Below are 20310 nucleotides of genomic sequence, written 5' to 3'. Positions count from 1 at the left end.
TGTCGTTCCTTCGTGCTCACAGCCACGCGGGCAGCTTCGGCAGGAATTCCCCGCCGCTCGGGTACAGGGGACCGGGCACGGGGCGCCCGGTCACATAGGCGGCCAGGCTGGGCAGGTCACCACTGACCACGACCGGCTCGGCGCCGGCCGAGTCGCCCAGAAGCCAGGTGTGGGCACCGTCCTCGGACCACAGCCGGACGGAGGGGCAGTCCGGTCGACCCTGGAAAGATGCGGCCACGTCGTCGACGAGGGCCGCGCACACGTCGTGCGGGACGTCGTCGAAGCTGGCGTCGATGTTCAGGTCGACGGCGTGGACCCACACCTCGCGCGCCCGCATCCAGGGCACCTGAGAGGCGGGCACCGCACGCCCTCGCGCGGTGCGGACGGTCGCCGCCCAGCACTCGTCGGGCAGCGCGGCGAGTTCCTCGGCGAGCCGGCTGTCGGCCGCGCGCAGCTCCGCACGCAGCTCCTCGGCCGTCCGCCGGGCGCCCTCCTCGATCTCGCGCGCCCGCTGGTCGCCACTTGCGTACATGGGCGTCTCGACACCTGTCCGCGCCCAGGTCAGCAGGTTGACGAGCGCGTCGGCGTTGCGGGCGACATGGGCGAGGACGTGCGCCCGGCTCCAGCCCGGCAGGTACGAGGGCCTGGTGAACCCCGGGTCGGTCAGCCGGTGCACGGCGGCTTCGAAGGCCGCCGTGCCCTTGGCCGCCCGCTCCAGCATCGTGGCCGGGCGTGCGCTCACCGAGTCTCCCGGCGGCAGGTGTTGCGGGACTCGCCGATTCCCTCGATCCGGGTGACGAGGACCGAACCGTCCTGCAGATAACGGGCAGGCTTGCGGGCATGGCCGACCCCGCCCGGAGTACCGGTGGCGATGACGTCGCCGGGCACCAGCGTGACGATCTCGGACAGGTACGCGACCAGTGTGGCCGGGTCGAAGACAAGGTCACCGGTGTCGGCTTTCTGGACGGTGTCACCGTCGACCTCACAGGTCAGGCTCAGGCCCTTGGCGGAGACCGCGGGGTCGTCGGCGGTCACCAGCCACGGTCCGATTGGGGTGGTGGCCTCGAAGGTCTTGCCCTGGTCCCACTGGGTCGTGCGGTACTGCCAGTCGCGGGCGGTGACATCGTTGAGCACGGTGTACCCGGCGATCGCGGCCCGTGCCTGCTCCGTGTCGGCGTGCCGGACCTCGGCACCGATGACGACGCCGAGTTCGGCTTCCCAGTCCATCTGCGTGGACGCGGCGGGCAGGGTCACCTCGTCGTACGCACCGACCAGCGCCCGCGCGAACTTGGAGAACAGGGTGGGGTGCGAAGGGAGTTCGCGGCCCATCTCCAGAATGTGGGTGCGGTAGTTGAGACCGACGCACACGACCTTCTCCGGCGCGACGACCACGGGGGCGTAGTCCAGGACGCCTTCGTAGGTCTCACCGTCGGCGTCCGCGGCACGCGTCGCCCAGTCACTGTGGCGCAGGAAGGCCACCAGGTCGCTCTCGCCGAGGTCCACGGCCTTGTCCTCGTCCACGCGGACCGCGCGCGTGCTGCCGTTGACCCGGATCGTGGCGAGCTTCACTTCTGTTCTCCTCGGGAGGTACGGGCGAGGCCCAGGGCCTCGTAGACGGGCTCGTCGCTGAAACGGAAGAGGTCGACCTGGGTACGGGCGGACAGCGAGACCTCGCACCAGGACGGGACGACGAACAGGTCCCCCTTGGCGATCTCGAAGACCTTGTCGCCGACGTGGGCGACCGCCTCGCCCTCGAACACCTGCCAGATCGCGGAGCCGGCGCTGCGCACCGGGACGGTCTGTGTGCCGGCCCGCAGTCGGCGCATTTCGGTGCGCATCGTGACCAGGGCGTCCTTGCCGGTGGTGGGGTTGGAGAAGCGGACTCCGGCGTGCCCGGGCTCGATCACGCCGGGTACGCCTTCGTCCTCCAGCTCCAGCTGGGCGTTCAGGGCGGCGTCGGTGTGCTCCCAGCGGTATGCGTTCAGCGGGGAGTTGGACTGGTCGGGCCGACTGATGGGTCGCAGCCCGGGCTGCCCCCACAGCCGTTCGCCGCGCGAACGCGCAGGGGTTTCGCGGGTGGAGAGCTCGTCGGGGCCGAACTCGAAGAAGCCGGCGTCCAGTTTGGAGACGAGCGGGATGTCGAGGCCGTCGAGCCAGGCCATCGGCTCGTCGGTGACGTTCTGGTGCTCGTGGAAGGCCCAGCTCGGCGTGAGCAGCAGGTCACCGCGCCGCATCGCGACCGCGTCCCCGTCGACGTTGGTCCACACGCCCTCGCCTTCGACGACGAACCGGAAGGCTCCCTGGCTGTGCCGGTGCGAGGGGGCGACCTCACGCGGGCCCAAGTACTGGATCGCGGTCCACAGGGTCGGAGTGGCGTACGGAAGGCCCGGAAGACCGGGGTTGGACAGGGCCATGGCGCGGCGCTCGCCGCCACGGCCCACCGGCACGAGCTCTCCGGAGCGCTGGGCGATGGGCAGCAGCTCCGCCCACCGCCACAGGTGCGGGACCGCGGCGGGCTGCGGCGACATCGGCATGAGGCCGTCCACCTGCGTCCACAACGGGATCAGACCCGCGTTCTCGAAGTCCGCGTACAGCTCGTCGAGCAGCTTGCGCTCGGTCTGTTCGCTGGTGGTATCGGTCACGGCAACCTCCAGGTCGTGTGTTCGGCGACCGCCAGAAGAAGCGCGCATCTTTCGGCGCTGTTTCAGGACGCTACGCCGATGTTTCCCCTCACCGGAATCCTCGAAGGGTAGGATTCCTCTATGGAGAATTCATCGGACGGTTCGCCCAGCCCCTCGTATCCGGTGAGCGCCGCCGGCAACGCCCTGCGCGTCGTCCGGCTGCTGCACGAGCTCGACGAGCTACGGGTGATGGACGTCGCGGACCGGCTCGGCGTCGCGCGCTCGACCGCGCACCGGATCCTCGCGATGCTGGTCTTCGAGGGCTTCGCGGCGCAGGACCGCCACAAGGTGTACCGGCCGGGGCCGGCGCTTCAGGCGATCAGGGGAAGCCAGCCGGCCCCTCCCCCGGACCTGATCACCATCGCCCATCCCCACCTGCGACGACTGGCGGACGCCGTCCGGGAGACGACCCACCTGATGGTGCTCGAGGGCAACGGCAGCCGCTTCCTCGACGGCGTGGAGGGCCCCCAGGCGCTGCGTGTCGGCTACCGCACCGGCACGCTCCTGCCCGCTCATGCGACCTCGGGCGGCAAGGCCCTGCTCGCGGCACTGCCGGCTGACCGGCTCCGGGCCCTCTATCCCAACGGACTCCCCGAGGACCGGGCCAAAGCCCCCAAGGACTTCGAGAGCCTGATGAACGAGCTGGTGTCCGTGCGCCGTCACGGCTACGCCCTCAATCTTCAGGAGAGTGAGCGCGGAGTGCACGCCGTCGGCGCGTGTGTACGCGACCGCACGGGCGCCGCCGTGGCCGCCGTGGTCGTGGCGGCTCCGTCCGTCCGCTGCACCCGCGCAAGGCTCGCCGAACTGTCCCAACCTCTGCTCACGACCGCGCGGGACATCGGCCAGGGACTGTGAACAGCAGCGGCGCACGCCACCGTCAAGCCGCATGGTGGCGCGCGCCGTAGCGTCTTCGAGGCATGTCGTACGACCTCTGCGAAGGTCATCCCGGTGAGGCGCCAGTTCCAGCTGTTCACCAGGGCGCCCCCGGCCCGCGCCGCCGGCTCACCGGCTGCGCGCGAACTACGTTCATCAGCTGGTACGACGACGCCCCCGTACTCCACGCATCGCACTCTTTCGGCATCGTGGCTCCTCACAGTCCCAGAACGCGCTCGGCGTTGCCGTGCGCGATGCTCGCGAGGTCGGCCGGCGCGTACGGTGCGGAGCGCAGGAATCCCACTGCCGCAGCACTGGACTCGAACGGGTAGTCGATGGAGAACAGCACCCGGTCAACACCTACGGCGTGGACGGCTCCCAGCAGCGCGGCATGCGACATGACTCCGCTGGTGGTGACGTACACGTTGTTCCGGAGGTAGTACGAGGGCAGGTGCTGCACCCTGTACTCGGCGGGCACCTGGTCGTAGCGGCTGTCGAGCCGGGCCATCTGGAACGGCAGCAGCTCGCCCATGTGGCCCAACATCACCGACGCACGCGGGAACTCGTCGAACACTCCGCCGTAGATCAGCCGGAGCGCATGGGCACCCGTCGTCGCGGTCCATCCCCACGACGGCCCCACCAGCACCGGGTACCCGTCGAAGACATGCCAGTTGTCGGCCGGAACAACAGCCGGATGCAGATACAACGGCACACCGAGGCGCTCCAGTTCGGCCCATACCGGCCTGAACTGCGGCTCGTCCAGGTAGTGCCCCCGCACATGGTCGTTGTACAGCACACCCTTGAACCCGAACTCCTGCACCGCCCGGCGCAGCTCCACGACCGCGGCCTTCGGATCCTGCAACGGAAGGGTGGCGAAGCCCGCGAACCGGGTCGGATGTCCGGCGACCGCCTTGGCCAGATAGTCATTGATCCCCCGCGCGGCGGCCACCGCCTCCGCCGGATCCTCGATCACTTCCACACCCGGCGTGGAATACGACAGGACCTGGACATCGACGCCGTTGGCGTCCATGTCCGCCAGCCGCAGGTCGGTCACGTCGTCCAGGCGCCGGAACCACTCCTGCTTGATCGCCTCCGGCACCGCCATGTGCTGACGGATCGCTTCCTCCTGCCGGATGGCTCCGGGAATGGAGAACGCCTCTTCCACGGCCACGATGCGCATCTTTTCCTCCGAAGTATGTGGATGGTGTTTCGAGTCGCCGCCCCCGGGTCGTGTCTTCGGGCCCGGCGTCGGCTGCTTGGGGTCGGCTCCCTGGACGCCGGCGACCGCCGTGGAGACACGGCTGCCGGGCGCGGCCTCGGCTGCCCGCGCGGGCGACCCCGCGACCAGACCGCCGACCACGGCGGCTCCTGAAGCAGCGGCGGTCGCGGCGATGAATCTTCGCCGGGTGGCCTCGGCAGGAGGCTTGGTGCGGGGCTCGGCGGGCTGAGTCACGGCTTGGATGGGACGGTCGTCGGGCATGTCCACTCTCCCTCGAGGGCGCGCGGGTGATTGCCAGGGTCCTGCCAATGGCTGTTGCGCTCCGCGAGGGTGCGCGTCGTTCGCGATTGGGCTGATGGCCCTTCGAGCCGCAGCCGTTGAAGGCACGGCGGCAGTCAGGGGGTGGGCTGGGCGGTGTCGGCTCGCAGAATCGGCGGGCCGCGCCCGACGACCGGGTCCGAGTGCACTCTCTTGGGCAGGGGCCAGCCCCAACGAGGACAGGCAGCTATCCCGGCGAGTCGCTGACGTCCATCCCTGCATGCACCCTGACCATCAGCGTCTGAGCAGCGGCGGTGTCGGCTCTCACCGCTCCAGCGCGCTCCTGAGTGACGTGAGGCTGCTGCCCACTTCCCTCTCTTGAACTGGAGCCAAGCTAGTTCTAGGGTACTTTCCAGTCAAGGCCAGTACAGGAAGTCAGATGGGCTCGGCCCTATCTCATGACTTGCAGTCAAGAACTCCCGCGGTCTGTCAACCTGTGCGCCACGGATGAGCCGCCTGGCCGGGGTCCGCTCGGGCAGGGTCTTCCCAGGGCGGGTGAGGTGCCGGCGGCTGCGCCGGGCCTGCGATGAACCGCGTAACGATCTGAAGGAACGTGAGAGTGGAACAGACCATGATGGCCGTCCGCCTGTTCGAACACGGCGGGCCCGAGGTGCTCAAGTACATAGAGGCACCGATTCCCGATGTCGGCCCCGACGACGTCTTGTTGCGCGTGCACGCCACGGCCGTCAACAGCTGGGACCTGCGCTACCGTTCGGGCAACCTGCCGCAGCCTCTCCCGGGACGCCCGACCTGGCCCCTGCCGTTCCAGCTCGGCAGGGACGCGGCCGGTGAAATCGTCGCCACCGGCGAAAACGTCACCCGGTGGCGCCCCGGCGACAGGGCGGTACAGCTCCCGCACCCGCCATGCCGCAACTGCGCCCTGTGCCTACGCGGACTCGAAAACCTGTGCATCGACACCGCCTACCCCGGACACCAGGTCTTCGGCGGATACGCCCAGTACGTCGCACGCCGCCAGGACGCCATCCTGCCCATCCCCGACGGCGTCGACTACGAGACGGCCGCAGCCACCATGTGGACCTACACCACCCCGCTCAACTGCGCACGCCAAGCACCCGTCGGCCCCGGCGACACGGTCGTCATCACCGGCGCCAGCGGCGGAATGGCGATCGCCTGCGCACAACTGGCCAAGCTGAGCGGAGCCACCGTCATCGGCACCACCACCAAGCCAGACCACGACGAAGCACTCCGCAAGCTCGGCTACGACCACATCGTGCACTCCACCGATCCCCAACTGCCCGCACACGTGCGGGAGCTGACACGCGGCCTGGGCGCCGACGCCGTCTGGGACTGCGTCGGCGGCAACGACTTCTTCCAGCTCTCCCTCGCCTGCACACGCCTCGGCGGCACGGTCATCGTCCTGGGCACACCGACCGACCAGGGATCCCGCCTCGAACTGGACGCACTCGCCCTCATCGGCCAGCAAGTGAGGATCGCCAGCGTCCGCGGCGCCACCCTGCGCGACCAGCAACTGTGCCTCGAACTCCTGGCAGACAAAAAGATCAACCCGATCATCGACCGCGCCTACCCCCTGGAACAGGCGGCCGAAGCCCACACATACCTCGAAAGCCACCGGCAGACCGGCAAAGTACTCCTCCTGCCCTGACACCCCGACCGACAAAGGAATGCGCCGAGGTGCTCGGGGCTCCACGAGACCCGCCGATGCCCGGCCTCAGGCCGTCGTGCCGACGGTGGTCACCCGACCGACCCTCACCCGAATGTGGGCACGGCGCGCTCAGCTCGTACCACGCAGGTCCCTCGTCGGCAAAGCATCGGGATTGAGCTCGGCAAGCATGCGGAGCAGCAGGGATCGTACGACTGCCCGCTCAGCGGGGGCGAGGACCGCAAGCGCCTCCTCGTCGAGACGTTCCACCGCACCCCGCGCCCGCTCGGCGAGCCTCGCCCCGCTGTCGGTGATGGTCAGTTGTAGGGTCCTGCGGCTCGAAGGGTGTTCGCGGCGAGCCAGCAGCCCACGGTCGACCAGGGCGTTGACAGCGGCGCCCATGGACTGGGGAGCGAAGCCGGTCCGACGCGCGATCTCCGCGGCGGAGATGCCCGGGGTCCAGACGACGTGCTGCAGAGCGTTGTGCTGGGCAGCCGTGAGGTCGAGCGAGCGCAACGCTCTCTCAAGGACGCGCCCCCATCACGTGCACCACCTGCCACGCCAGGTAGCCCATACGTGTCGACGGATGCGCGTCAGGACGTCCCATCAGCAACTCCAAACGTAAGGTGCCTGATATTTCCATGATACAAATAGAAGGTACCTTAGAAGGTGCCTTACAAAGAGAAATGGAGAGGGCCCCTCCCATGCCCACGCCACCGACCACGTCCGCCGAGCCGCGCCCTACGCACCATCACCACGCGATGGACACCGCCCCAGCGCCGCAGGGTGCCACGGGAGCGAAGGGGGTTCTGCTCCCCGTCGCGATCGTGCTGGTCATCGGCTCGATCTTCGTCAGCGTGTTCCTGGCTGCATTTCACGCCCCGCGGCCTCACGACCTACCGGTCGCCGTCGTCGGGACGACCCAACGGCTCGAACACATCGCCGGAGGGCTGGAGCGCGGGCTGCCCGGCGGATTCGACGTGAAGCGCTACCCCGACGCGAATGCGGCCCGCCACGCGCTGCAGGACCGAAAGGTGTACGCCGCCTATGTCACCGGCCCCGGGAAGTCCGCCGAGCTGTTGTATGCCGGAGCCAACGGCCCTTCGGTGACCTCGACGGTCACCGGTGCCTTCTCAGGTGTCGCCAAGGCGGGCGGAGACCGGCTGACCGTGCAGGACGTCGTGCCCGCCTCGGCGGGCGACACCCGCGGCATGTCGGTGTTCTACGCCGGGTTCGGCGTCGTGCTGGCCGGATTCCTGTTCGGCATGATGACCTACCAGATGGCTCCGCGACTGGAGTACCGGTGGAGGTTGGCCAGCCTGGCTTCTTTCAGCGTCCTCGCCGGCGTCCTCGTGGCGGGGATGGCCGGCAGCCTGGGCTTCTCGGCACTGCCGGGCCCCTTCCTGGGCATTGCGGGGCTCATCGCACTGATGGCCGCGGCCGTCGGAAGCGCGACCATGGTGTTCATGCGCCTCTTCGGCCGCGCGGGGATGTCGCTGGCCGCCGTGGTCCTGCTGACCTTCGGCAACAGCACGAGCGGGGGCACGCTGCCCACCGCCTACCTGCCGGGCTGGCTGCATCCGCTCTCGGAGATCCTCCCGGTGGGAGTCGGCGTACGAGCCGTCCAAGGCTTGTCCCACTTCAACAACGACGGTCTCACCGCGGGCGTCGTCGTCCTGCTGGCGTGGATCCTCGTCGCCGCCGTAGTGCTCTTCTGGCTTGATGCCCGCGGACCACGTCGCGCAGCCGTCGACTCGTAGACTGCGGCCGTGACCGACGCCGCGTTTCCCACCACCGGATACCTCGCCTGGCAGTTCTCCCAGATCATCGCCGGACGATTGGAGCGGGCACTGCGCGCCGAGGACCTCACATTGGCGCAGCACAACGCTCTGCAGCAGGTCCTCTGGACGCCGGGAGTGTCCGCGGCGGAAATCGCGCGCCGCTCCGGCATCACGGCTCAGTCCATGGGAGCCGCGGTGAGCCAACTCGTCGAGCGAGGACTGCTGCGACGGGAGCCGCATCCGACCAGCCGCCGCAGCATGCGCCTGTTCGCGACCGCCGAGGGAGGCGCGGCGGCCGCTCGTGCCACGTCGATCGCGAGGCGGATCGAACGAGAGACGACCTCGGCGCTCTCCCCGGATGACAAGGACGCCATTCACCGTCTGCTCCACCGTTTGGTCGAAGAACTGAACCCCGACGCCCTCGCCATCGACACTCGATCCCTGAACTAACCCTGGCCGTCCAGCGGATCCCACTTCCGGATCGCTGTGGCCGCTTCCTCGAAGGACGCGGGTTCACGGCCGAGCAGCATCCGCAGGACGTTGCTGTTGCCGCGCAGGCCGTGCCGGTCATAGTCCTGCCACATGGCGCGCATGTCCGAGGCCCGGGACGGGGAGTCGGCCACTCCCGGCGGGAGGGGTGCGTCCGCCCAGTGCACCGTCCGCGCCTCCAGATCCACTCCTCGTGCACGCCCGGCCACGCGCACCGCCTCGGCCAACGTGAGGACGGGTCCCGCGAGTTCGTACGTCGCCGAGTCGTGCCCTTGCTCGGAAAGCACCTTGACGCCGGCTTCCCCGAGGTCACGCAAGTCGATGAACGAGAACTCGTTGTCGACGTTGAAGGGCACCGCGACAGGGCCGGCCGGAGCTCTCCCCCACGTCGACAGCACTATCTGCGCGAACATCGAGGGCTGGAGAATCGTCCAGTTCAGCCGTGAGGCCCGCACGGCGGCCTCGGCGTTCGCCTTGCGCAGGTGGTGGCGCAGCCCGGGGGTGTGAGGGTGGAGGACGGACAGGTACACGAACCGGCGGGCGCCCGCGTGCTCAGCCGCCTCGAGTGCCCTGATCGCGAGCACGTCCTCCTCCGGGTGGAACGCCGGCGGAATCATGAACACGAAGTCCGCGTTCTTCAGCGCCTGACGGACGGTGTCCGGCTTCTCCAGGTCGGCGTCGACGATGTCGTCCACGCCCAGGGCGGCCACTCGTTCCCGCCCTGCCGGGCCGTGCACCACGGCCCGGACCCGGAACGGCGCTCGCAGCGCGGCCTCCAGCATGTACGTACCGCAGAGCCCGGCCGCCCCGATCACCGCGATCAGGGGCGGCTCCTGGCTGCGTACGGCTTGTGATTCGGACACTCTCCCGGCTTCCTCTCGCTGTTCTGAGGCGACTCCGCGAGTCGTGACGCGCGCTCGTGCGTCAGGTCAGGGGTTGATCACGGTCATCCACATGGGGTCGTCGACCCGTTGCTCCATCGCGTCCATGGCCTTGAGCGCTTCGGTGAGCGGGAACCGATGGGTGATGAGCTCGTCGGCGGTGAGGGTGCCCGTCTCGAGCAGACGCAGGACATCCGTCGTGTCCTGGCGGGTGCAGGCGCGAGTGGCGACGAAGCGCCAGCAGTGCATCATCAGGGCGATGGGGAGCAGCGGCAGCGGGGTGGAGTTGCCGCCCATGTGCACGAGCGTGCCGCCGGTGGCCATGCCGGCCATGGTCTGGCCGAGGGCGGGACCCTCCGGGATGAAGTCGATGACGGCGTGGGCGCCCTCGGGTGCCAGCTCGCGCAGCCGGCGGGTGAGAGTGCCGTCGGTCGACCAGTTCTCAGGGAGTTCGTCGAGTGCGACGACACTGGCCGCTATGCCGCCGGCGAGCCCGGCGACGCGATGGAGACGCTCGGCGTCGCGGCCGACGAGGATCAGACGGGCGACTCCGAAGTGCTCCGCGAGTTTGACCGTCGCGGTTCCCATGGTTCCGGTCGCGGCGGTCACCACGAGAGTGGCCCGCTCCGGAAGGTCGGCGCACTTGAGTGCGCGCACGGCGTTGGCCAGATCCTGGACCTTGGCCGCGACGTCGAAGCCGACGGAGTCCGGCAGGGAATCGATCAGCCAGTGCGGGACGCGGACGTACTCCGCGAGTCCGCCGTCGTGGTATTGCTCGTACAGGGGCATCGAAGCATCGCCGAAGGCGGCGTGGCCGAGCATGGCCTGCTGGGCGCACATCATGTCCCGGTCGGTACGGCAGTAGTCGCACTCACGGCAGTTCAGCAGGGGGTGGACCCGCACCCGGTCGCCGACCGCGTGGCCCGTGACGTCGCGGCCGACGGCGGAGATGACGCCTGCGGCCTCATGGCCAAGTGTGGTGGGCAGGTACTTGAGCGCTCCCATCCGAAGCAGGCGCATGATGCCCGGCGCCAGGCCGGCGGAGGCGACCTTCACGACCACATCGAGCGGACCCGGCTCGGGGACGGGCATCTCGTCCAGGACGAGTGCTTCCGCGCCCTGGTGCGCTCGCAGGGCAAGCATCGTGGCCATCAGCGGACCTCCACGGTGAGGCTCGGGAACCGTTCGGGGGTATAGGCGTCCGCCGTACGCGTGGTCTCGGCGACCTGGGGCAGTTCCTGGTGCGAGAGGAGACTGACGTAGTCACCGGGCTCGGTCACGACGCTGGTGTGGGAGATGCCGAGCGGGATGCGCACGAAGTCGCCCGGCTCGAGGTCTACGACGCCCCGCTGGGTGATCAGCGTGCGGTGGCCATGGGCCTGGTACTGGATCTCGTCGGCGTCGAGGGTGCGCCGGTAGCGGCGCGGTCCGCCAGGAATCGTGGTGACCATGCCGAGGCGGATGCGATCCGTCGTGTACAGCCAGGTGACGTCCTGACCGGGATCGGCCCGCAGCACCGACATCCGCAGGTCCTCCTGGTGCACCTGCTCGAGCAGGAACTGTTCGTCGACCGCGAAGACGGTGATGTCGTGGCCGAGCGCGGCCATGCACTGAGTGATCGCCTCGTTGGCCTCGCCGGGCTGCCAGCCGGGGAACGGCGGGAACACGGCCCCGGACTCCCGCTGAGCCGGCGCCAGTTCGCTGACCGGTGCGGGGATGTAGAACAGCAGGTGGCTGTCCTCACGGCCGTAGTTGTCGTGGGCGACGCCGCGCGGGATACGGGAGAACTCGCCGGGCTGGAACTCGATCACGCCGAGTTCGGACATCAGGGTCCGCTCGCCGCCGATCTGGTAGGAGATCTCGTCGACGTCGCAGTTGCGGTGGTAGAACGGCTGCCGGCCGTCGAGTTTCTGCCACTCGACGCGGATCTCGTCGTTCTCGTAGACGCCGCGCGGAGGGGCGAATGCCTCCGGCTCGTACTGCTGCGGGTAGTGCACCACGGTCAGTGGCGGGTGCTCCTGCCACAGTTTGACGGGCACCTTCGGGGGATGCGGCGGCGAGAGAAGCAGGTGCTCGTCGCGGACGATACTGCGCAACGGATGGTCGGAGCCCAGGACCATGACGTCTTCAACGACGCTCACGGGGACCTCCTTGTCTTTGGGTACTTGTCCTTGGGTGGTCACCTCTTTCGGCCCCAGTACATCTCGATGCCCTTCCATTCCATCAGCTGGGGGCTGTCGACCTTGTCCCCGAACGCCTCGCGGATCTGCTCTCCGGAGTAGTAGGGGATGTCGTCCGCGGGGACGTGCCCGAAGAGTTTGTCGAACCACTGGCGAAGGTGGACGTCGGAGTCGATACGGGAGTAGAACGTCGCTCCCTTCAAGACCGCTTCGGCCAGCACGATGCGCCGGCCGGGCTTCATCACCCGCAGCAGGTCCGCGGCCGTCTCGGGCCAGTCGTCACAGTGCTGTGTCGCCTGCAGCACGGCGACACAGTCGTATGCCTCGTCGTCCACCGAATCCGTATACGACCAGCGCCAGCAGCCGACCTGGCCGTTCCGGCCGGGGATCTTGCCCAGGACGGCGTTTCGTCCGTCCTTGATGATCTCCACGGTGTCGATGACGCCCTCCGGTCCCACCAGGGCCCGCATGTCCTCGACCCACCCGGACGGCGCGATGCCCTCACCGATGAGCAGAACCCGGTCTCCGGCACGGAGTTCGAGGAGACCGTAGACGATCTCGGAGATCGGCCGGGCCAGCTCCTGCCAGATGTACGGCAGGCCACCGGCGATGGCCATGGCCATTTCCCATTTCACCCGCTGGTCGATGTCGTGGATCTCCGGACCGAAACGCTCCTCGTCCCACGGCTGGATGTACCCCCACGGGTCTCCGCCGCCGAAGCTGTTCTTGGCTTCCGTACTCATGTCGACATGTCCTCCGTGGCCTGCCGGAATCGTGTGGTGGGGGCGCCGTTCGTGGCCGACGCAGGCCGGGGTTCCGGTGCGGCGCGTGATGCCCACTCGCCGCCGGTACCGCGGAACTGGTGGGTCGTGTCGCGGACGCGGTCCAGGACGTAGGCGCCTGTCGATGTCGTGGTGGTATCCGACATCCAGAACCAGGCAGTGGCTCCCGGCATCGTGTTGATCAGCAGGAGTCACCATGACGTTCCCTGTCTCTTGAACCCGAGACGAGCGTAGCACCGCACACGATCAGTCATAAGTCTTGTGTTTTTCCAGGTCTTCCGTACAACGACATGCGCGTGTAATTCTGACCCCGGTTCAAGAGTTGGGATCATGAGCGGTCCGACCCTCGCTCAGGAAGGCAGATCTTCTATGTCTGACCAGCACGAGAGAGCCGGATCTCGGCGCGTCCTAGTCGTAGGAGCAGGGCCTGTGGGCCTCGCACTCGCGACCGAGTTGGGGTGGCGCGGCGTACCGGTCACCGTGATCGATCAGGGCGACGGCCGCGTGCCCTTTCCAGCAGGCGAGGCGATATTTTCACGCACCATGGAACACCTGCGCCGCTGGGGTTGCGCAGAAGAGGCACGCGCGGAGTCGGCACCGGCACCGGACTACCCGCACCGCACGGTGTTCGCCACCTCCGCCACGGGACGCGTCCTCACCGACTTCGACTACGGGGTCACCAACCGGTCTTCGGGGGTGTACACCCCGCTGACGCCGGAAGGTCCCGCGTTCCTTTCCAAGTTCTCCTTCGTGCCGTTGCTCGCACGCACGGCCGGTGAACTGCCAGGAGTCGAGTTCAGGTACGGCACCCGCCTGGAGACGATGGAGCAGGACTCCGAGGGTGTCCTGGCCGTGGTGCGCGACGTGGCGAGCGGTGCCACCGAGACGCTGACCGGCACGTACCTGGTGGCCTGTGACGGAGGCCGCAGCGGCATACGTCGGGCCCTCGGCATCGAGTTCGAGGGCATGTTCGCCCAGGGGCACAACTTCGCTGTGCACTTCCGTGCGCCGCAGCTACTGGACCTGCTGCGGGAGCGGCTGGGCGGTCCCGCGGTGCAGATCCACACCCTGTCGTCGGCGCGCAGGCCCTACATCACGGTCGTCAACGGCGTGGACGAATGGCGGCTCTCGGTCTACCTGGACGAGGAGCCCGACCCCGACGACGCGGTCGCCTGGATACGCGAGGCCGCCGGTGCGCCGATCGACGTGGAGATCCTCGCAGCGCAGCCCTGGAGCGGACACTGCGTCGTAGCCCGTACCTACCGTGAGGGGCGGGTGTTCCTCGCGGGCGACGCGGCGCACCTGCTGTGGCCCAAGGGGGGCTTCGGCGCCAACACCGGGATCGGTGACGCCGTGGACCTCGGCTGGAAGCTCGCCGCGACCCTCCAAGGATGGGGAGGCCCGGCGCTCCTGGACAGCTACGAACAGGAGCGGCGGCCGATCGCCGTCCGCAACGTCACGGAAGCCTCCAGCAACTGGAAGGCCGACGCGCAGCTCGCCCCCGATCCAGTGCTCGACCGCATGGACGCGGAAGGCGAACGGCTCCGACGTGAGATGGGCGAGGAGATCCGCCGGTCCCGGGCCAAGGAGTTCCGCTGCACGGGCGTCCAGCTCGGCTACCGCTACAGCGGCTCCCCGATCTGTGTGCCGGACGGCAGTCCGGAGCCGCCCGACGAGCCGGACGAGTACGTACCGTCGACGTGGCCCGGCTGCCGCGCACCGCACGTCTGGCTGCCCGACGGTAGTTCGGTGCTCGACCACTTCGGGCGCGGATTCACCCTCGTGGTCTCGGGTTCCGCGGACCCCACGCCTCTGGTGGAGGCCGCCCGCAGCCGTGGTCTGCCGATGACGGTGCTGCGCCTCGCCGACCCGGCCGCCACGGAGCTGTACGAGCGGCCGCTGGTGCTCGTGCGCCCGGACGGTCACGTCGGCTGGCGAGGCCGGCAGGCTCCCGCGGATCCCGTCGCTGTGCTCGACATGCTGCGCGGGGCGACGCTCCCGCCTCCGGACGGCAAAGCGGCCGGTGCGGCGCGGGTGGTGTCAGCGGGAGTCGGGACTCACCTCGTCTGAGGTATCGCGCTCAGCGCTCTCGTCCCTTGGCCCCTGAACTCCTGGCCAGGACAGACTCCATCAGGAACCGGATCATCTCGTGGGCCGGCCTGTTCTGGTCGTTGGGCACGTTCGCCCCTTCGAACACGGCGATCGCGACGTCGCGGACAAGCGCGGCATCGACGCCGGGGGCATGATCGAGGCCGCGTTCGGCCATGAGCTCGTCGACCAGTCCGACGATCCAGTTCAGGAAGGTGTTGTGGGCCTCGCGGACTGCCTCCGAATGGGGAAGCCGGTCGTGCATGGCCTGGTGCAGCGGCCGGGAATAGCGCATGTCGGACAGCCCGCGCACCAGGCGGCTCAGTGGGTCGGCACCTGCCTGCTCCTCGTTCAGGATGCGGATCTCACGACTGAGCATGCGGTTCATGACGGCGGCGAAGATGTGGTCCTTGGAGTCGAAGTACCAATAGACGTTGCCCCGGGCCACGCCGGCGGCGGAACTGATGTCCGCCATCGTGGTCTTGACGTAGCCCTTCGCCAGAAAGAGCTCGGTGGCCGCGGCTAGCAGATCACCCGTGCGCTCCTCCCGGGGGATCTGCTGACGGTTCCGCGGCATCCCGACTCCTCCCATGAGTTCACCGAATCTCAAGTGAGTGTAGACATCCGACGGGCCGCGCCCTGCTCAAGAGGAAGGAGTGCTGTGCCCACCGGCCCTGGTGAGGAGTCCTTGGAGATCCTCTGCCGAGGATGAGGCGGCGCGATCAGCGCGAGGGACGTGCCGCGGGCTGCCCGTCGGTTCAGTCAACGGTGGGCCGCGCGAGGCCGTGGTCGTAGGCGAAGATCACTGCCTGGATGCGGTCGCGTGCTCCGATCTTGGCCAGGACGCGGCCAACGTGTGTCTTGACCGTGGACTCGGACAGCACGAACCGCGCGGCGATCTCCCCGTTGGTCCAGCCTCTGCCGACGGCCACGAGGATCTCGCGCTCGCGGTCGGTCAGGGAGGTGAGCCTCGGATCCTCGGAGGGGTCGGTTCTGTGGGAGGGGACGTACTGGGCGAACTCGTCCAGGAGGCGACGGGTGAGAGCGGGCGCGATGACGGCGTCGCCAACGGCGACCGCGCGGATCCCGGCGAGGAGCTCCTCGGGGCGCGCGTCCTTGAGGAGGAAACCGCTCGCGCCGGCCCGCAAGGCGGCGTGGACGTACTCGTCGAGATCGAACGTCGTGAGAACGAGGACGTGTGAGCGGCCGCCGGCGGCGACGATGCGGCGGGTGGCCTCGATGCCGTCCATGCCGGGCATGCGGACGTCCATCAGGACGACGTCCGGGCGCAGTTCGGCCGTCTTGCGGACGGCTTCGGCGCCGTGGGCGGCCTCACCGACGACGTCGGTCTCGGGGACGGAGTCCAGGAGCAGGTGGAAGCCGTAGCGTTGCAGCGGCTGATCGTCCACGATGAGCACGGTGGTCATCGGTCACCACCGCTTCCCGGCGTGAGGTCGAGGACGGCCTCGACGCTCCATCCTCCGCCGGCCACCGGTCCCGCGCTGACGATGCCGCCGTACAGGGCCGCTCTCTCCCGCATGCCCACCAGGCCATGTCCTTCCTCGTTCGACGGTCCGGGCGATACGGCCGGGCCGGTGTCCTGGACCCGGATGGTCAGCCGGCTGTCCTCGACGAGGATCGCCAGGTGTACCCGGGTGTCGGGGTCTGCGTGCTTCATGGTGTTGGTGAGGGCTTCCTGGACGATGCGGTACACCGTCAGCTGCACCCCGCTGTCCAGGGCGTCGACGTCGCCGGAGGTCCGGTAGACGACCCCCAGTCCGGCGGCACGCACCGTGGCGCACAGCGCTTCGACATCCGCGATGCCGGGCTGCGGGCTGAGTTCGGGCCCACCCGGGGGACCGTCGGCGGTCTCGCGCAGCACGCCGAGCACGCGCCGCAGTTCACCGAGGGCCTGTCGGCCGGTCTCGCCGATGAGCTGCAGGGCCTCCTTGCCTCGTGCGGGTTGGATGTCCGTGGCGTAGGCGCCGGCGTCGGCGAGCGTGATGATGACGGACAGGTTGTGGCCGACGATGTCGTGCATCTCGCGGGCGACACGGGTGCGTTCGGTGGCCGTGGCCAGTCTGCTGCGCTGATCGCGCTCGATCTCCAGCCGGGCTGCCCTCTCCCGTAGTCCGGCGAGCTGGGCCCGGCGGATCCGTACCATCAGACCGAGCGCGAGGGCCGCGGTCGCCGTGCTCAGCAGGAAGAACAGCGCGTCCCAGACGGACACGGCCAAGGACACGCGGAGGGCGACCAGCACCATGGCGGCCGCCATGACCGCACAGGCCCACGGCAACTGTCGCAGCCGCCCGTGCAGGGCCAGGCTGTACAGCGCGACGAAGAGGGCGATGTCCGCGCGCAGCGCGGCGCCAAGGGACCACTGCAGGACGAACACCGAGGTGATGACGCCGAAGGCCACCGCGGGCTTGCGCCGCCGCCACAGCAGGGGCAGTACCAGGCCGGCCTGCAGGGCCAGCATGCCCGCGACGGGCAGCTCGGTGAAGGCGAGCCGGAACCGGCGCGGGCTGTCGCCGTCGTCCACACCGCCGTGGATCAGGTCGGGCAGGCAGAACATCAGGAAGACCAGGACTACGACCGCGGTGTCCAGCACCCAGGGATGTGTCCGGTCGGCCTGCCGCAGCCACTGGCCGCCCCGGGAGAGTCGGGCGACCAGCGGTCCCATCCCGCTGATGTCATCGGTGGTCACGGACGTCATCTGTCCATGGTGCGGGCGTCAGACGTCACTGCGTACGAGCCGGTACGCCGCGCCGCCCAGCGCCAGCGCCGTCCAGCAGAGGAAGACCAGCAGTCCCGCGCCCGGCGACAGGGTCGTGGAGTCGTGGGTCAGGGCGAACATCGACTCCCCCGCGTTGGACGGCAGGTAGGGGCTGATGTCGTTCTGCCAGGAGCTGGGCAGCAGTGAGATCAGTCCGGGGATCAGCATGAGGGCAGCCACCAGGACCGAGATCCCGCCCGCCACCGACCGCAGCAGCGCGCCCAGGGCTGCGCCTATCACTCCGACCAGGCCGAGGTACAGCCCTGCGCCCAGCAGACTCCGTAGGACACCCGCGTCGGAGAAGCTCATGGCCGCGGGCGTACCCGAGACGATGCCGCTCCCGATCAGGAAGGTGACGAACGCACCCAGCGTCCCCACGGCCAGCGCGACCAGCCCGAACACGGCCGCCTTGGACCACAGCACGGGCAGTCGGCGGGGCACCGCCGCGAGCGTCGAGCGGATCATGCCGGTCGAGTACTCCCCCGCCGTGACCAGCACGCCGAGCACGCCCAGGGCCAACTGGGCGAAGTTCGTACCGAACAGGGACAGGCTCACGGTCGTCGAATCGGCGAAGTCCGAGTCCAGGTTGCCGGAGTCGATCCCCGCCTTGTAGCGACTCGCGGCGATGAGGCCGAAGGCCACCAGGAACAGCAGGCCGAGGCCCAAGGTGATCCAGGTCGAGCGCAGGGACCACAGCTTGGCCCATTCGGAGGAGAGCACGCGCCGTCCGGTCACCCGATAAGCGGGGCGGGTGGGGGCGGTCCGGGGTTCCTCTGCGGTTGCGGTGAGAGTGCTCATGCGGTCCTCCCTAGGGTCTCGATGCCGGTCGTGGAGCCGTGATACTCGACGGCATCCCTGGTCAGGTCCATGAATGCCTCCTCCAGTGACACGGTCCGCGCGCTCAGCTCGAACAGCGCGATCCCGTTCTCCGCAGCCTTCAGCCCGATCAGACGGGGCGTCAGCCCGGTCACCTGCAACTCCTCGGAGCCGACCTGGCCGGTGACGTCGACGCCCGGCCCGGCCAGGACCTCCCGCAACCGCGCCGGGTCCTGCGTCACCACCTTCACCGTGTCCCCGCCCGCCTCGCGGATCAGGTCCGCGACGGTGGTGTCGGCAAGCAGCCGGCCGCGCCCCACGATGATCAGGTGGTCCGCCACCAGCGCCATCTCGCTCATCAGGTGTGAGGACACGAACACCGTCCGGCCCTCGTCGGCGAGCCCCTTGAGCAGGTTGCGGATCCAGAGCACACCTTCCGGGTCCAGCCCGTTGACCGGCTCGTCCAGCATCACCGTCTGCGGGTCGCCCAGGAGCGCCGCCGCGATGCCGAGCCGCTGGCCCATCCCGAGGGAGAAGGCGCCGGCCCGCTTCTTCGCCACGCTGCCCAGTCCGGCGAGGCCGATGACCTCGTCGACCCGGCGGCCCGGAATCCCGTGGGTCAGTGCGAGGGCTTTGAGGTGGTTGTACGCCGAGCGGCCCGGGTGGATCGACTTCGCCTCCAGGAGGGCGCCGACCTCCTGGAGCGGTGCCTTGTGCGAGGCATAGTGGTGGCCGTTCACGCTGACGGAGCCGCTCGTCGGGGCGTCGAGGCCGACGATCATGCGCATGGTCGTGGACTTGCCCGCACCGTTGGGCCCCAGGAAACCCGTCACCGTTCCCGGCTTCACGACGAAGTCCAGGCTGTCGACGGCCGTCTTCTCGCCATATTTCTTGGTCAACTGCCGTGCGTCGATCATTCGCGTTCTTTCTGTCGGGCTCCGGCGTCCGTCACTTCGACGCCGCACCGGCAACGCTAGGTGCCGAATCACCCCGATCCAGTGGTACCAAGAGGCTGATCTCCGCCGTACGCGTGGTACCGCGGTACTACGCGCCTGCCTGCGGTACTTTCCGTGTTCGTCGGCTCCGCCGCGTTCGCAGCAGGCATCCGGGCCGCCGCGGAGGACGACCCACCCACTCCGCACCCGGCGAGCTGACTTGAGGCGCTTCGACAGCCCGCGGATGTCAGGAGAGGTCGGCGAGGTCCTCTTCGCTGAGGGTGATCCCGGCGACGGCCATGTTGTCCTCCAGGTGCGACAGCGAGCCCGTGCCAGGAATGGCCAGGGTCACCGGCGAGGAGGCAAGCAGCCAGGCCAGGCCGATCTGCGACACGGCGGCGCTGTGCCGGGCCGCGACCTTGGCCAGCCGCGCGTCGTCGAGTTCCCGGCCGCCACCCATCGGGAAGAAGGGCACGAACGCGATGTCGGCCTCCTCGCAGGTGTGAAGCAGCTCCGTGTCGTCGCGCTTGGCGGCGTGGAACTGGTTCTGCACTGCCACGACCGGGGCGATCGCGCGGGCCTCCGCGAGATGGGTGGTGTCGACGTTGCTGAGGCCGAGGTGACGGATCAGGCCCTCCTCTCGCAGCGCAGCGAGCGACTCGCCGTGCGGGGGTTCCATCCGCCCGATGCGCAGGTAGACGAGATCGAGGCGGTCCAGGCCCAGGCCATCGAGGTTGGCCTCCACCAAGCCGCGCAGGTCGGCCGGGGCCGCTTGGCGGAAGCCGTCGGGGCAGGGAACGGTCTTCATCGACCGGCGCACCATGTTCCTGACCGATCCCGCGTCCTCGGCCTCGTCCGCTCACGGTCCCC

At 69.1% G+C, this 20310-nt stretch carries 19 protein-coding genes and 1 pseudogene; 5 read left to right on the top strand and 15 right to left on the bottom strand.

Annotated features, from left to right (window positions below; translation table 11 throughout):
• Positions 1-16 precede the first annotated feature (16 nt).
• Genes AB5J56_RS42185 through AB5J56_RS42175 form a run of 3 tightly spaced genes read right to left on the bottom strand, consistent with a single transcriptional unit; the run spans position 17 to position 2642 of the window.
• Positions 17-742 (bottom strand): maleylpyruvate isomerase family mycothiol-dependent enzyme, encoded by a 726-nt coding sequence (locus AB5J56_RS42185; protein WP_369241307.1) that lies wholly within the window; start codon positions 740-742, stop codon positions 17-19.
• Entirely contained in the window at positions 739-1569 is an 831-nt protein-coding gene (locus AB5J56_RS42180; protein ID WP_369241305.1) for a fumarylacetoacetate hydrolase family protein, read from the bottom strand. The genes AB5J56_RS42185 and AB5J56_RS42180 overlap by 4 nt, the downstream gene beginning before the upstream one ends.
• A complete protein-coding gene (locus AB5J56_RS42175) occupies positions 1566-2642 on the bottom strand; it encodes a cupin domain-containing protein (protein WP_369241303.1) in 1077 nt (358 codons plus the stop codon). Before AB5J56_RS42175 ends, AB5J56_RS42180 begins: the two co-directional genes overlap by 4 nt.
• A 120-nt stretch (positions 2643-2762) precedes the next feature.
• Between AB5J56_RS42175 and AB5J56_RS42170 the strand changes: the two genes are divergently transcribed.
• The gene (locus AB5J56_RS42170) at positions 2763-3536 is read left to right on the top strand and encodes an IclR family transcriptional regulator (protein WP_369241301.1); all 774 of its coding nucleotides are present in this window, start codon (positions 2763-2765) and stop codon (positions 3534-3536) included.
• A gap of 235 nt (positions 3537-3771) precedes the next feature.
• Here the strand turns inward: AB5J56_RS42170 and AB5J56_RS42165 are convergent, their stop codons facing one another.
• A complete protein-coding gene (locus AB5J56_RS42165; protein WP_369241299.1) occupies positions 3772-5034 on the bottom strand; it encodes an amidohydrolase family protein in 1263 nt (420 codons plus the stop codon).
• Between the two features lie 616 nt (positions 5035-5650).
• On the opposite strand from AB5J56_RS42165, the gene AB5J56_RS42160 reads away from it, so the two are divergent.
• Entirely contained in the window at positions 5651-6715 is a 1065-nt protein-coding gene (locus AB5J56_RS42160) for a zinc-binding alcohol dehydrogenase family protein (protein ID WP_369241297.1), read from the top strand.
• A gap of 129 nt (positions 6716-6844) precedes the next feature.
• Here the strand turns inward: AB5J56_RS42160 and AB5J56_RS42155 are convergent, their stop codons facing one another.
• Positions 6845-7228, bottom strand: coding sequence for a MarR family winged helix-turn-helix transcriptional regulator (locus tag AB5J56_RS42155; RefSeq protein ID WP_369241295.1), 384 nt, complete (start codon positions 7226-7228; stop codon positions 6845-6847).
• A 245-nt stretch (positions 7229-7473) separates the two neighbouring features.
• Here AB5J56_RS42155 and AB5J56_RS42150 point away from each other — a divergent pair, with 245 nt between their 5' ends.
• Positions 7474-8472, top strand: a complete 999-nt coding sequence (locus AB5J56_RS42150) for an ABC transporter permease (RefSeq protein WP_369241293.1) — start codon at positions 7474-7476, stop codon at positions 8470-8472.
• 9 nt (positions 8473-8481) lie between these two features.
• On the top strand, positions 8482-8943 hold the full coding sequence (locus AB5J56_RS42145) for a MarR family winged helix-turn-helix transcriptional regulator (protein WP_369241291.1): 462 nt from the start codon (positions 8482-8484) through the stop codon (positions 8941-8943).
• Here AB5J56_RS42145 and AB5J56_RS42140 read toward each other — a convergent pair.
• The 4 genes from AB5J56_RS42140 to AB5J56_RS42125 form a co-directional block, all read right to left on the bottom strand.
• A complete protein-coding gene (locus AB5J56_RS42140) occupies positions 8940-9845 on the bottom strand; it encodes an SDR family oxidoreductase (protein WP_369241289.1) in 906 nt (301 codons plus the stop codon). The genes AB5J56_RS42145 and AB5J56_RS42140 overlap by 4 nt on opposite strands.
• 66 nt (positions 9846-9911) lie before the next feature.
• Positions 9912-11015, bottom strand: coding sequence for an alcohol dehydrogenase catalytic domain-containing protein (locus tag AB5J56_RS42135; protein WP_369241287.1), 1104 nt, complete (start codon positions 11013-11015; stop codon positions 9912-9914).
• A complete protein-coding gene (locus AB5J56_RS42130; RefSeq protein ID WP_369241285.1) occupies positions 11015-12004 on the bottom strand; it encodes a hypothetical protein in 990 nt (329 codons plus the stop codon). The genes AB5J56_RS42135 and AB5J56_RS42130 overlap by 1 nt, the downstream gene beginning before the upstream one ends.
• A gap of 38 nt (positions 12005-12042) precedes the next feature.
• The gene (locus AB5J56_RS42125; RefSeq protein WP_369241283.1) at positions 12043-12786 is read right to left on the bottom strand and encodes a hypothetical protein; all 744 of its coding nucleotides are present in this window, start codon (positions 12784-12786) and stop codon (positions 12043-12045) included.
• A gap of 369 nt (positions 12787-13155) precedes the next feature.
• Here AB5J56_RS42125 and AB5J56_RS42120 point away from each other — a divergent pair, with 369 nt between their 5' ends.
• Positions 13156-14895, top strand: a complete 1740-nt coding sequence (locus AB5J56_RS42120) for an FAD-dependent monooxygenase (RefSeq protein ID WP_369241281.1) — start codon at positions 13156-13158, stop codon at positions 14893-14895.
• A gap of 10 nt (positions 14896-14905) precedes the next feature.
• Here the strand turns inward: AB5J56_RS42120 and AB5J56_RS42115 are convergent, their stop codons facing one another.
• The 6 genes and pseudogenes from AB5J56_RS42115 to AB5J56_RS42090 form a co-directional block, all read right to left on the bottom strand.
• Positions 14906-15490, bottom strand: coding sequence for a TetR/AcrR family transcriptional regulator (locus tag AB5J56_RS42115; RefSeq protein WP_369241279.1), 585 nt, complete (start codon positions 15488-15490; stop codon positions 14906-14908).
• 181 nt (positions 15491-15671) lie between these two features.
• Positions 15672-16340: a response regulator gene (locus tag AB5J56_RS42110; protein WP_369241277.1), complete on the bottom strand. Its 669-nt coding sequence runs from the start codon at positions 16338-16340 to the stop codon at positions 15672-15674.
• Positions 16337-17629, bottom strand: a complete 1293-nt coding sequence (locus AB5J56_RS42105; RefSeq protein ID WP_369241275.1) for a sensor histidine kinase — start codon at positions 17627-17629, stop codon at positions 16337-16339. The genes AB5J56_RS42110 and AB5J56_RS42105 overlap by 4 nt, the downstream gene beginning before the upstream one ends.
• Positions 17630-17647: 18 nt before the next feature.
• Entirely contained in the window at positions 17648-18487 is an 840-nt protein-coding gene (locus AB5J56_RS42100; RefSeq protein ID WP_369241271.1) for an ABC transporter permease, read from the bottom strand.
• Positions 18484-19422, bottom strand: coding sequence for an ABC transporter ATP-binding protein (locus AB5J56_RS42095; RefSeq protein WP_369241269.1), 939 nt, complete (start codon positions 19420-19422; stop codon positions 18484-18486). The genes AB5J56_RS42100 and AB5J56_RS42095 overlap by 4 nt, the downstream gene beginning before the upstream one ends.
• 265 nt (positions 19423-19687) lie before the next feature.
• Positions 19688-20239: pseudogene (locus AB5J56_RS42090) on the bottom strand (aldo/keto reductase); the annotation flags it as partial.
• Between the last annotated feature and the right edge of the window lie 71 nt (positions 20240-20310).

The organism is Streptomyces sp. R21 (assembly GCF_041051975.1).
GTDB lineage: Bacteria > Actinomycetota > Actinomycetes > Streptomycetales > Streptomycetaceae > Streptomyces.
Note: the sequence above shows the minus strand (reverse complement) of the source record. Positions and strands in the feature narration are given on the sequence as shown.